Below are 13,033 nucleotides of genomic sequence, written 5' to 3'. Positions count from 1 at the left end.
TAATCATACCGCAGATTGAATGCATAGACAAACAGCCCGACCGCCAAAGCCACCCGATCAGGTGGGGAAATTTATGCATGCCGGGTCAAAACCAGAAAACTCTCGGCAACAAAGCCGCGTTTGCGCATCGAGACAATTGCCTTGCGCGGTCCTCTGGTCTAGGAGAGGCGTGTAAACATGATGCATGTCCGGGACCGACCGCTGGTCCGCTGCCCCGGACGGCCCCCAGGTGACGCGGCCCAAGTGCCGCAGAGACGACGACAAAACAACTTCCGTATTCGCAGAAAGGTTGTGGAACATGGCAGAAAACTCAACGCCGGACATTTTGTATACCATCGTAGACGAAGCGCCCGAGCTGGCCTCGGCGTCCTTCCTGCCGATCATCCGCAAGTTTGCGGATGCCGCCGGTGTAACCGTGGGCACCAAGGACATCTCGCTGGCCGCGCGCATTCTCGCGACCTTCCCGGATCACCTCACCGAAGACCAGCGCCAGAGCGATGATCTCGCCGCGCTGGGCGAGTTGGTGAAGACGCCGGATGCCAACGTCATCAAACTGCCGAACATCTCGGCCTCTGAACCCCAGCTGGTCGCCGCAGTCGAAGAACTGCAGGCGCAGGGCTATGCGTTGCCCAATTACCCCTACGAGCCCGCCACCGATGCGGAAAAAGAAGTCCGTGCGCGCTACGATAGCATCAAGGGCTCTGCCGTGAACCCGGTGCTGCGCGAAGGCAATTCCGACCGTCGCGCCGCCAAGCCGGTGAAGACCTACGCCCAGAACAACCCGCATTCGATGGGCAAATGGGTCTCCGACAGCAAAACCAAAGTGTCGTCGATGCCCGGCAATGATTTCTACGCAAACGAGAAATCCGCCACCCTAACCGCCGATCAGGCCGGGGATGCAAAGATTGAGTTTGTCGCCAAAGACGGGACGGTCACCGTGTTGAAAGACGGCTGGCCGCTGGCGGCTGGCACCGTTACGGATGCGACCTTCATGTCCGTCAAGGCGCTCTCCACCTTCCTTGAAGGCGCCATCGAGGACACCAAGTCCGACGGCACCATGTTCTCGCTGCACATGAAGGCCACCATGATGAAGGTCTCCGACCCGATCATCTTTGGCTACGCGGTCAAAGCCTGGCTGAAGCCGGTGTTCGACAAATATGGCGAGGAGCTTAAGGCGCTGGGCGTCAATGCAAACGCTGGCCTCGGCGACCTGCTGGAACGCGTGAAGGGCAATGCCGAGATCACCGCGGCCATCGAGGCCCTGCGCGCCGAGCGCCCCGAGATGTATATGGTCGACTCTGACCGCGGCATCACCAACCTGCATGTGCCGTCCGATGTGATCATCGACGCCTCCATGCCCGCCGTGATCCGTGCTGGCGGCAAGGGCTGGAACAGCCAGAACGAAAAGGGCGACACCAACTGCGTCATCCCTGACAATTGCTATGCCACCGTCTATGACGAGACCATCAACTACTTCAAAGCCAATGGCGCGCTTGACGTGACCACCGCAGGCTCCGTCGCCAACGTCGGCCTGATGGCGCAGAAAGCCGAGGAATACGGCTCGCACCCGACGACGTTTGAGGCCCCTGCAGACGGCAGCATCCGCATCGTTCTGGCCAATGGCGACACGCTGCATTCACATGATGTAGAGGCCGGAGACATCTGGCGCGCATGCACCGTGAAACAGGCTCCGATCGAGAACTGGATCCAGCTGGCGCTGGACCGTCAGCGCCTGACCGGCTCCGAGGCGATCTTCTGGCTCGATGCCAACCGTGCCCATGACGCCGAGCTGATCAAATACGTGCAGCCCGCACTGGAGGCCGCAGGTGTGGCCGACAAGTTCCTGATCCTGGCGCCGCGCGAAGCGACCCGTCAGTCGCTGGACACCATCACCGCGGGCAAGGACAGCATCGCCATCACCGGCAACGTGCTGCGCGACTACCTGACCGACCTGTTCCCGATCCTCGAGCTGGGCACCTCGGCCAAGATGCTGTCGATCGTGAAGCTGATGAACGGTGGCGGCCTGTTCGAGACCGGCGCCGGGGGCTCCGCGCCCAAGCACGTGCAGCAACTGGTGGAGGAAAACCACCTGCGCTGGGACTCCATGGGCGAGTTCTGCGCGCTGGGTGAAAGCCTGAAGTTCCTCGCCGACCTGAAGGGCAACGCCAAGGCGGGCGTGCTGGGCGCTGCGGCAGAGGTCGCGACCCAAGGCGTTCTGGACAATAACAAATCTCCGGATCGCAAGGTCGGCCAGCCTGACAACCGCGACAGCCATTACTGGTTCGCCCGCTACTGGGCCGAAGCGCTCGCAGCACAGGGTGATGACGCCGAGCTGGCAGAGCACTTCAAACCGATTGCCGGTGCGCTGGCAGCCAGCGAGGGCGCGATCTTGTCGGAACTGGCCGCCGCACAGGGCAAGCCGGGCGATATCGGTGGCTACTACCACCCATCGGTCGAGAAAAAGGCCCAAGTGATGCGCCCGTCGGCAACGCTGAACGGCATCATCGGCTAAGCCGGTTTTGAAAACGTCAATAACACGCAACGCCCGGCACAGTCCGGGCGTTGCCTTTTTTAGGCCCGCGGATCAGTCGGCTTGCAAAATACGAATATCGGCCAATCACATGTGTGTCAGACCTTCCATGTAAATCAGCCGTTAGCAATTTTGTCCGAAACTGGGAGCAATCGAAAACACGCAAGGCCTACCACCATGCCCGCCGCATTTTACGGTTTATCCAACCGGATTTACGCCCTCGTGGCGCTTGCACTCATTGCAGCTGCAAGTTTGACTTTCTTCACGCTTAACCACGCATCCGAGGCGGCCTACGACCTCAGGACAGAAGAGCTGCGTCACATCACGGACGTCGGCCTCAGCCATATCGAGGCCTACAGCAATCGCGTAGAAGCCGGAGAAATGACGCTGGAAGAGGCAAAAGATGCCGTCTATCAGATTCTGAACGACCTGCGTTTTGGCGACAATGGCTACATCTACGCCTTCGACAGCGACATCGTCTATTCCGTCCACCCGTTCCGTCCGCAATGGGTCGGCGGCGAAAGCCAACGCAATCTGAAGGATGTGCATGGCAACAAGATTTTCGAGGCGATTCTCGGCAGCATGGATTCTGAGGGACGTTCCGTCTCCACCATCTATTTCGAGAACCCGGCGACCAAAAAGGTCGAACCAAAGCTGACCTATGCTCAGTACTACGAACCTTGGGATTGGTATCTGGGTACCGGTGCCTATGTAAATGACATTGAGGCAGACATCGCACGGATGCGTATGCGCGCTCTGGCCGGGCTTGGCGTGGCTCTGGCGGTCCTGATCGGGGTGTCATTGCTGATCATCCGCAGCATGCTGCCGCCCCTCAATGCGCTCAAGGAACGTATGGCGACCATGGCCGACGGAGATCTCGAATCCGATGTACCCGGCCTCTCGGACCGCAGCGAAATCGGCCAGATGGCCCATGCGGTTGCCAATTTCCGCGATGGCTTGCAGATGCAAGCCGCATTGGAAGCAGAGGCGCAGCTCAAGGACGAAGAGCGACAGCGCGTGGTTGCGATCCTGAGCCAGCGACTGGCCAAATTTGCCGAGGGCGATCTGACCGTTCGGGTTGATGACGCCATGCCCGAGGAATTCCGCCAGGTGGCTGAAGACTTCAACGCCACGGTTACACAGATCTCAGATCTGATGCGCAAGCTGGTGATCGGCGTCGAGCGGATCGAGAGCGAGAGTGAAGCCCTCGACAGCTCCTCGCGCGAATTGGGCATGCGCACCGAAACGCAGGCGGCATCGCTCGAGGAAACCTCGGCAGCGCTCACGGAACTCTCAGCTTCGGTCAGGAACTCCGCCGAAGAAAGCCGTGCGGCCTCTGAACGTGTGCAACAGGCCAGCGAGCGCACCGAGCGTGGCGCACAAGTTGTCCGCAAGACGATCGAGGCCATGCGTGGCATCGAGGAAAGCTCTGCCAAGATTTCCAGCATTACGTCGCTGATCGATGACATCTCCTTTCAGACCAGCCTGTTGGCCCTGAATGCAGGGGTCGAGGCCGCACGGGCAGGTGAAGCAGGACGTGGCTTTGCGGTGGTTGCGGGCGAAGTGCGTGCACTGGCGGGCAAGTCATCGGATGCGGCTCGCGAGATTGCAGACCTCATCGGCAATGCCAACCGTGAGGTAGAAACGGGCGTTGCTCTGGCGCGCGACTCCGGCACGGCGCTGGACGAGATCAACGAACATATCAGCGCCATCAACGAAACCGTGAGCGCATTGGCCGAAGCAGCCCGTGAACAATCGACCGGCCTGTCGGAAATCACCTCGGCAGCCGATCAACTGGACCAGGTTACACAGCAGAACGCTGCAATGTTCGAAGAAACCTCTGCCGCAACCCAGCGCCTGCGCGACGAAGCCAACACACTGGCGCTGAACGCCCGCCAGTTTCAGGTCAGCGAACGCGACGACGACAGCGTGCAACGCCAAGCGTCAGAAACCCGGTCGCGGTCCCATCACACTGGATAAGAACGCGACCTCAAGTTGACCTTACTAAGCGACCGCCCGTGTCACACATGGGCGGTCGCTTCACGTTTTGGCCTCTGTCGCCTTTCCCGCAGGCGGCCGGCAGGGTTGACCATTTCCTCGCATGACCTATCCAGCATGCGGCCGCGGCCCCTGCCAACTCGGCCAACACAGCATTAGGAGGACCTCAGCCCGATGAGCGCGCCGCTTTCTGCGCGGCCACGGTTTTTGCCACAAGATCCTTGTAGAGCGTGCGAATGCGGGCCGTCACCGGACGCGCGCCGTCACCGATCTCCTTACCGTCGATCAGGGCCACCGGCGTCTGCGCGCCAAAGGTGCCGGTCAGGAAGGCCTCATCGGCGCCATAGGCCTCATAGAGCGAAAAGTTCTTCTCAAACACCGGGATGTCGTTTGCGCGGCACAGGTCGATCACATTCTGCCGGGTGACCCCGTTCATGCAGTAATCGCCGGTCGAGGTCCAAACCTCGCCCCGCCGCACGATGAAGAAATTGCAGGCATTGGTGGTGTTCACAAACCCATGCGGATCGAGCATCAGCCCCTCGTCCGCCCCCGCCTGTTCGGCCTGCAGGCAGGCGATCACGCAGTTCAGCTTGGAATGACTGTTATATTTGGCGTCCTGGCTCATCGGCAGCCCACGCACCTGCGGCACGGTCGCCAAGCGAATGCCATGGGCCGAGAGACTTTCGGCCGGTTTGGAATGCTCCACGATGGCGACCACGGTCGGGCCCCATTTCGACAGGGCTGGATGCTGGAACGGCTTTGCCTTCCGCCCGCGTGTGATCATCAACCGGCAATGGGCGTCACCGGTCATGCCATTGGCCGCAGCAGTCCGGTCGAGGATGTCGCGGATGTCCTCCGGCCCCATGTCGATCTCCAGCGACACCGACTTCAGTGAGTTGAACAGCCGGTCCATATGTGCGTCGAAGAACGCCCACTCACCGTCATACAGGCGCATCCCTTCCCACATGCCATCACCCAGCATGAAACCGGAGTCATAGACCGAGACCGTGGCCTCCTCCTTGGGCACGATCGCGCCGTTCACATAGATCTTGATGTGATCGTTGCGGTCATCGGCTTCGGCGTCATGGGTGGAATGGGTGGGGCTCTGGTCCAGTATCATGCGGGATCTCGTCTGTTGTCTCTTTGCAGGCAGACAGACCATGCGCCCGCCCGGCTTGGCAAGGGGCGGTGGGATTATCCGTCCAGAACAGGCGGATGCGCGGTGGCCTCTGTGCGGATGAACTGGTGCAGCGCCCGCGCCGCGTCCGAGGTCAACAGGCTGCTGTCGGAAATGGTGCAGACCCAGGGGCACGGGCCCACCTGCCCCAGCGGCGCCGCCAGCCGCCCCGCGTCCAACCCGGCGCGGGCGAAGACGCCCGGCACCACCGCCACCCCATGCCCGGCCTCGGCCAGCGCAATGACCGAGCCGAAGGTATTCGCCTGACACGCGCCCTCCGCCCCCGGATCCGCGGTAGCGACCGGCAGACCGAGGCGCTGGAACACCTGCAACCACACTTCTGTGCGCCCAAGGCTGTGGATCAAGCGCGCCCGCAGCAGATCCTCCGGCGCGTCGATCCCGCCGATCTGCGTCAGGTACCCCGGTGCGCAGACCGCCACCATCTGGTCCTGCCACAGCGGCAGGCTGGCGCGATCCAGCGCCTCTTTGTACACGTTGGTCAGGATGATGTCGGCAATCTCCGGCGGCTCATCCACCCAGACGCGGCCATGGATGGTGACCGCTGCGCCGGGATGCTGCACGCCGAACCGGGCCACCAGATCCGCCAGCCAGTGATCCACCAGGCTCACCGGGCAGGAGATCACCACCCGCTCCACGCCACGCCGCCGCAGGATCGCGTGAGTCGCCTGCTGCACCTGCTGCAAGGCCTGCTGCACCCCCGGCAGATAGGCGTTGCCAAGCGAGGTCAACGTCAGGGAGCGCGGATGGCGCACGAACAGCGGCCCGCCGATATACTGCTCCAGCGCGCGGATGTGGCCGCTGACGGCGGCCTGGGTCAGGTGCAGCTCCCGCGCCGCCTCGGTAAAGCTGAGCATCCGGGCCGCGGCCTCGAAGGAGCGCAGATAATTCAGCGGCGGCAGATCCTGCATCGTCGTCCTTTCCCGCATACAAGTCACGTCATCGACGGCTCATGACCTCGGTTTCATGAGGTCATAGGGGCCGGATTGTCCATGTGTCAAGCGCCGCGCCGCTGGTTAGGCTTGCGCGAAACAGCACATGAAGGACCTTGGACCAGATGGCCAGATCAGGACGACGAGGCGGACGCGGCGGCATGTCTGCACGTGCGGGAAACAAGATCGAGCAGCTCCCGTGGAGCCAGACCCACCTGCCCTACACACCGCTGAAGGTGGTCACCGAAGAGCAGCTCGAACAGATCCACCGGACCTCCATGCGGGTGCTGTCGGAGGCCGGGATCCGGGTGATGAGCGAGACAGTGATGGATCTGTTTGAACGTGCGGGCGCCATCGTGGACCGGGACGAGATGACCATCCGCATCGACGAGAGTATCGTCGCACAGGCGCTGGAAACCGTGCCGCAGAGCTTTGACATGGTGGCGCGCAACCCCGAGAAACGCATCACCATGGGCGGCAGTGCAATGAACTTCGGCCTTGTCGCCGGCCCGCCCAACACCCACGACATGATCAACGGCAGGCGGCCAGGAAACCACGAGGATTACTGCAATTTCATCCGTCTGGCGCATCACTTCAACGCGGTCAACATCATCGGCAATCAGGTGGTGGCCCCGATGGAACTACCCGCCAACACCCGCCACCTGGACACCTATCTGGCCAATCTCACCCTCTCGGATCTGACATTTCACTGCACCGCCATCGGGCGCGGGCGGGCACTGGACGGCATCAACATGATGGCGATCAGCCGCGGCATCTCGATCGAGGAGATGCGCGAGGTGCCCGGCGTGGTCACGGTGATCTCGGTGAACTCGCCACGGCTGCTGGACGAGGCGATGACCGATGGGCTGATGGCAATGGCCGAACATGGCCAGCCTGTCAGCATCACGCCGTTCACCCTGATGGGGGCGATGACCCCGGTGACCTTGCCCGCCGCCATGGCGCAACAGAATGCCGAGGCGCTGTTTGGCGTGGTGCTGACGCAACTGGTGAACCCGGGCACGCCGGTGCTTTATGGGGCGTTCACGTCGAACGTCGACATGCGCTCCGGCGCGCCGGCCTTTGGCACGCCTGAGAACACCAAGGCCAATATCATCGCCGGTCAGCTGGCGCGGCGCTACCGGGTGCCCTACCGGACCTCGAACGCCAATGCCTCCAACTGCGTCGACCTGCAGGCCGCCTATGAGACGATGATGTCCACCTGGGGGGCCACCATGGGCGGGGCCAACCTGATCTACCACGCGGCGGGCTGGCTCGAAGGGGGGCTGACCGCCTCGATGGAGAAATTCATCCTCGATGTGGAGATCATCCAGAACATGAAGGAATTCATGAAGCCGATCAGCTTCGGCGAGGATGAGCTTGGGCTGGAGGCGATCAAATCGGTGCCCACCGGCGGCCATTTCTTTGGCGCAGCGCATACGATGGAGCGTTACGAGACCGCCTTTTACCGCCCGTTGCTGTCGGACTGGACCAACTACGAGAGCTGGGAGGCCGCCGGTGCCAAGGACGCGCTGACCCGCGCAACCGAGCTGTGGCAGCAGGCCCTGCGCGAATACGAGGAACCCGCGCTGGACCCGGGCGTGGCCGAGGCGCTCGACGCCTATGTGATCCGCCGCCGCGAGGAGATCGGCGCGGGGGAGCCCTGAGCCACCCCTGCCCCCCTGACCGCCCCCCCCGTGACCGGAGCCCACTGACCGGAGATTGACCGATGTTGCAGGACAAACCGCTGCACATGTCTGAGGAAGAGACCGCCGCCCCCGCGGCGCCTGCCCCGGCCGGCCCGGTCAGCGCGCCTGTGCAGCGTTTTGTGCTGATGCTGCTGCCCGGGCATTCGCTGCTGTCGGTCAGTGGCCTTCTGGACACGCTGGCACTGGCCAACCGGCTGTGCCGTGCGCAGCCCCTGAGCAGTCTCTGCATCACGCTGGACGGGGCGCCGGTGACTTCATCCTCAGGCCTTGCCCTACCGGTTGCGGGCAGCCTCCGGGATCTGCGGCGCGGCGATCTGCTGCTGCTCTGCGGCACGCCCGACATTCCGCGCGCCACACTGGATGCGGTCACGCGCGGCTTGCGCAGCGCCATGCGCCACGGGGTGCGCTGCGGCGGGCTGGATCGCGGCGCGGAGGTGCTGGCGATGGCGGGGCTGTTGAACGGTAAAACCGCCACCACCCATTGGCGCCACCAGAGCAGCTTTGCCGAGCGCTATCCGCAGGTGGTGCTGGCACGCTCCGCCTTTGTCTATGAGCACGACAGTTTTTCCTGCGCTGCGGGCACCGCCGCGATCGATCTGGCGCTGTGTTTCATCCGCAGCCTGCTGGGGAGCGAACTGGCCGATCAGGTGGCGGATGAGCTGAGTTATACCCAGCAGCACCGGCTGCAGGCGCTGACCTCTGACATCTCGCCCCATTTTGCCCATGTGACCCACCCGCGCCTGCGCCGGATCATCCGAGCGATGGATGACAATGTCGAATACCCGCTGCCGATGCAGCGTTTTTCCGAACTGGTCGGCATCTCGCAACGGCAGGTGGAACGGCTGTTCCTGCGCTATGTGGGCCTGCCGCCCAAGCGGTTCTACGACGAGCTGCGCCTGGACCGGGCCCGCAACCTGCTGCTGCAGAGCGAGATGCCGATCACCGAAGTGGCCATGGCCACGGGGTTTTCCTCGCCGAGCCATTTCTCCAAGAAGTTCCGCCTGCGCTTCGGACAGTCCCCGTTCGAAATCCGCTCCGGCCGCATTGGGTAACGGAGGATTAGCGGAAGCGGCCGCCCTGCTCGATCACTTCGATCTGATAGCCATCCGGGTCGGCGACAAAGAAGAACCGCGCCACGCGTTCACCGCCGGGGCGGAAATCGACGATATCGCGCGGCGCCCCACCTGCGGCTTCGACCCGGGCGCGGGCCGCTTCCAGATCCGCAACCACCAATGCGATATGGCCATAGCCATCACCCAGATCGTAAGGCTCTGTGCGGGATTTGTTGACGGTCAGTTCCAGCTCGAAGGCACCTTCGGGGGCGGTCATGTAGATCAGCGTGAAGTCGTCAAAATCGAGCCGATCCGCGATCTCCATCGCAAAGGCGGCCTTGTAGAAGGCAACGGACGTCTCCTCGTTCAAAACGCGGATCATGCTGTGGGCAAGTTTGGTCATGGGACCCCCAATGTCTTTGATGATACTCAGGCAAGGGTGTGACCGGAGCGGCGGGGCAAAGGCAACCCTGATCGTTCATTTTGCGTCGAGACCATGGTCGATCCAGCGCGCCTGCAGCTGCTACGCGCCGTGTTTCCCAAGGTTGCGGGTCAATCGCGCCACCCCGAGATGCAGCAGCACCGAAAGCACGCCAAGCGTCAGCATCGCGGCGAACATCAGATCCGTCTTGGCACGCCCATTCGCCAGCAACATCAGATAGCCCAGCCCGCGCGAGGCCCCCACCCATTCGCCGATGACCGCGCCGATCGGGGCATAGACCGCCGCAAGGCGCACGCCCGAGGCCAGAGATGGCAAAGCGGCAGGAATGCGGATATTCCACAGAATGCGCGACGGGCTGGCCTGCATCGTGCGCGCAAGATCGAGATAGCCCTGCGGCGTACGCATCAGGCCGTCAAAGAACGACGCGGTGATGGGAAAATAGATGATCAGCACCGCCATCGCGACCTTGGACCACAGGCCAAAACCCAGCCATAGCGTCAGGATCGGTGCCAGCGCAAACACCGGCAAGGCCTGCGTGAACACCAGAATGGGCTGTATCAGCACCCGCGCCATGCGTGAGCTGGCCAAATGAATGGCCGTCGCGATGCCAAGCGCGGTCCCGATCGCCAGACCGATCAGAACCTCCAGCGCGGTGGTCAGGGTGTGTTCGGCAATAATGGCGCGATTGTCCCACCATGTTTCCGCCACCAGCATCGGACCCGGCAGGATAAACTTCGGCAGGCCGGTGGCGCTGACGATGATTTGCCAGACCAGTAGCGCAAACAATGTCGCTGCAACGACCGGAGCATACTTCATGAAACGGTCGACCTCAGCAGGCGCAGCAGGGACGCCTGACATTCAAGCGTGCCCAGATCATCCACCGGGCGGGGAATGGCACCATCCGGCGGGGGATGCGAGGTCAGCCCCTCGGGCGTCATCACAAGAATGGCATGCCCCAGACGCGCGGCCTCGGCCGGGTCATGTGTCACGATCAGCACGGTTTTATGCGCCAGCACCTCGACCGCGAGATCCTGCATTGCGGCGCGTGTCTGGGCGTCCAGTGCGGAAAACGGCTCGTCCAGCAATATGACGGGCTTGTCTTCCATCAAGGTGCGGGCCAACGCCACCCGCTGACGCTGACCTCCGGACAGTTCAGCGGGTTTCTTGTCCACATGCTCCACAAGCCCCACGCGGGCCAAGATGCGCGCCAGTCGCGCGCGGTCGGGCGCCTCTGACCGCAGGCGCGCCCCGAGCTGGATATTCTCAGACACGCTGGCCCAGGGCAGCAGCAGATCATCCTGCGCCATATAGGCCACCCGATGCGCCACCGGCGCAGTGTCCGTCGCGGTAATGTCGCCCTCAAACGTCGCCTCGGTCGCCAGCCCCGAGATCAACCGCAGCACGGTGGATTTACCAACACCAGACCCGCCCAGCAGGCAGGTCCATTGCCCGGCCGCCAGGGTCAGCGTGAGTGGTGCAAAAAGCTGCGCGCCACCAAGACTCGCCTCCCCCGAGATCGTCACACCGGGCGCAGGCGTCATGGGGTCAGGCCCATCTGCCAGAAGCCGACTTCAAGCTCGGTTGCTGTGCGGAAGGTCTGGCACAGCCGCGCCCAGCGGGGCGATGTGGTGAACTCCACGCCCAGACGCCGTGTAAGCGCGGTGTCCATCAAGACGCCCACCGCCGCGCAGGCCTCCTGATAGTCGGCGCCCGCATAGGTGTTGATCCAATCCGCATAGGTGTCGGATGTGGCCTCGGCGGCAAGGCGCGTGCCGATCTCGCCATAGCCCATGACGCAGGGCGCCAGTGCCGCAAGAAGATCCAGCAGATCGCCGCTGTAGCCTGCCTCAAGCACAAAGCGCGTATAGGCCAGGTTCTCCGCCCGCTCCGCCGTCGCAAACAGCGCGTCCTGAGAGATCCCTTCTGCCTCGCAGATACCGATATGCAGCTGCATTTCCTCGGCCACCAGAGCGTTGACCGTGCCCACGGCGGCCAGCATTTCGGCATGGGTTTCGGACTTCACCACCGCCAGCGCCCAGGCGCGGGAGAAATGGGTCAGAAACACGTAGTCCTGACGCAAATAGTGCAGGAATGCCTCGCGCGGCAGGCTGCCGTCTTTCAACCCTTCGACAAAACCGTGGCGGGTATAGTCCTGCCACGGCCCTTCAGCCTGCGCGCGCATCAGCGCAAAGGAGTGCCCGTATCCGCCGCTCATTGTGCGGTCACGTCGATGCTGATCGCATCCACCGGGTTCAGACTGTCGATCATGCCGCTGTCCTTCAGGAAGGCCTCGAACCGGGCATAGCGGCCCGCGTCAAACCCCGCCGGACGCAGGGCGAAGCGTGGCAGCGTATCTGTCCAGGCACGTGCGTTCAGCTCGTCCTGCAATTCGGTCGACGTCGCGGCGAAGATCTCCCAGCTTTTCTCCGGGTTGTTGACGATATACTGCGTTGCCTTCTCGGTCGCGGCGAGAAAACGCTCGACCTTGTCTGCGTCCATGCGGTCCGGGTTGGCGACATAGATCAGTTCATCATAGGCGGGCACGCCCTCTTCTTCGACATAGAAACAGCGCCCTTCGACACCTTCGATTTCCATCTGGTTCAGCTCGAAGTTACGGAACGCGCCGATCACCGCGTCGACCTGCCCCGACATCAGCGAGGGCGACAGCGAGAAATTCACGTTGATCATCTCGATATCATCCGGCGTCACCCCGTGCTGGCCCAGCATCGCCTGCAACACCGCCTCTTCGACACCCGCGACGGAGAAGCCGATCTTCTTGCCCTTCAGATCCGCGAGTTCCTGAATGGGACCATCCTTCAGCACCAACAGGCAGTTCAGCGGGGTCGCAACCAGCGTTCCGACACGTTTCAGCGGCAACCCTTCGTGGATCTGCAGATGCAGCTGCGGCTGATATGACACCGCCAGATCTGCCTGACCGGCAGCGACCAGACGCGGTGGCGCCGAGGGGTCAGCGGGCGCAACGACCTCGACCTCCAGGCCTTCATCCGCGAAATAGCCGTTTTCCTGCGCGATGATGATCGGCCCGTGGTCGGGGTTCACAAACCAGTCCAGCAGCAACGTCATCTTGTCAGCTGCCATGGCAGGGGTCGCGGCCATGAGCGCGAGAGCAGCAATGAAATGTTTCATAAAAAAGATGTCCTTCTTTTGTCGTGGACCT

11 protein-coding genes are annotated in these 13,033 nt (G+C 62.7%); 4 read left to right on the top strand and 7 right to left on the bottom strand.

The features are described from left to right. The first annotated feature begins 298 nt into the window (after positions 1-298). Both R1T40_RS01420 and R1T40_RS01415 read left to right on the top strand, forming a co-directional pair. Positions 299-2,512, top strand: coding sequence for an NADP-dependent isocitrate dehydrogenase (locus R1T40_RS01420; protein WP_317385610.1), 2,214 nt, complete (start codon positions 299-301; stop codon positions 2,510-2,512). 195 nt (positions 2,513-2,707) lie between these two features. Beyond that, a complete protein-coding gene (locus tag R1T40_RS01415) occupies positions 2,708-4,510 on the top strand; it encodes a methyl-accepting chemotaxis protein (protein WP_317385609.1) in 1,803 nt (600 codons plus the stop codon). Between the two features lie 184 nt (positions 4,511-4,694). Here the strand turns inward: R1T40_RS01415 and R1T40_RS01410 are convergent, their stop codons facing one another. Continuing rightward, positions 4,695-5,648, bottom strand: coding sequence for an aminotransferase class IV (locus tag R1T40_RS01410; RefSeq protein ID WP_317385608.1), 954 nt, complete (start codon positions 5,646-5,648; stop codon positions 4,695-4,697). Between the two features lie 74 nt (positions 5,649-5,722). Further along, positions 5,723-6,634 carry a LysR substrate-binding domain-containing protein gene (locus R1T40_RS01405; RefSeq protein WP_317385607.1) on the bottom strand — a complete coding sequence of 304 codons (912 nt, stop codon included), beginning with the start codon at positions 6,632-6,634 and terminating at the stop codon, positions 5,723-5,725. 146 nt (positions 6,635-6,780) lie between these two features. Between R1T40_RS01405 and R1T40_RS01400 the strand changes: the two genes are divergently transcribed. After that, complete coding sequence (locus tag R1T40_RS01400) at positions 6,781-8,319, top strand: trimethylamine methyltransferase family protein (protein ID WP_317385606.1); 1,539 nt, start codon at positions 6,781-6,783, stop codon at positions 8,317-8,319. 62 nt (positions 8,320-8,381) lie between these two features. Next, positions 8,382-9,413 (top strand): GlxA family transcriptional regulator, encoded by a 1,032-nt coding sequence (locus R1T40_RS01395; protein WP_106165096.1) that lies wholly within the window; start codon positions 8,382-8,384, stop codon positions 9,411-9,413. 7 nt (positions 9,414-9,420) lie between these two features. On the opposite strand, the gene R1T40_RS01390 is transcribed toward R1T40_RS01395, so the two are convergent. From R1T40_RS01390 to R1T40_RS01370, 5 genes are all read right to left on the bottom strand, one after another. Further along, positions 9,421-9,816 (bottom strand): VOC family protein, encoded by a 396-nt coding sequence (locus R1T40_RS01390; RefSeq protein WP_106165095.1) that lies wholly within the window; start codon positions 9,814-9,816, stop codon positions 9,421-9,423. A 120-nt stretch (positions 9,817-9,936) separates the two neighbouring features. Continuing rightward, positions 9,937-10,671 (bottom strand): ABC transporter permease, encoded by a 735-nt coding sequence (locus tag R1T40_RS01385; RefSeq protein WP_317385605.1) that lies wholly within the window; start codon positions 10,669-10,671, stop codon positions 9,937-9,939. Further along, complete coding sequence (locus R1T40_RS01380; protein WP_317385604.1) at positions 10,668-11,396, bottom strand: ABC transporter ATP-binding protein; 729 nt, start codon at positions 11,394-11,396, stop codon at positions 10,668-10,670. Before R1T40_RS01380 ends, R1T40_RS01385 begins: the two co-directional genes overlap by 4 nt. After that, a complete protein-coding gene (gene tenA / locus R1T40_RS01375; protein ID WP_317385603.1) occupies positions 11,393-12,070 on the bottom strand; it encodes a thiaminase II in 678 nt (225 codons plus the stop codon). The genes R1T40_RS01380 and tenA overlap by 4 nt, the downstream gene beginning before the upstream one ends. Next, positions 12,067-13,002, bottom strand: coding sequence for an ABC transporter substrate-binding protein (locus R1T40_RS01370; RefSeq protein WP_106165091.1), 936 nt, complete (start codon positions 13,000-13,002; stop codon positions 12,067-12,069). Before R1T40_RS01370 ends, tenA begins: the two co-directional genes overlap by 4 nt. Between the last annotated feature and the right edge of the window lie 31 nt (positions 13,003-13,033).

This window comes from Tritonibacter scottomollicae, from assembly GCF_032924845.1.
GTDB classification, from domain to species: Bacteria; Pseudomonadota; Alphaproteobacteria; order Rhodobacterales; family Rhodobacteraceae; genus Epibacterium; species Epibacterium scottomollicae.
This window is presented reverse-complemented; position numbering and strand designations above follow the sequence as displayed.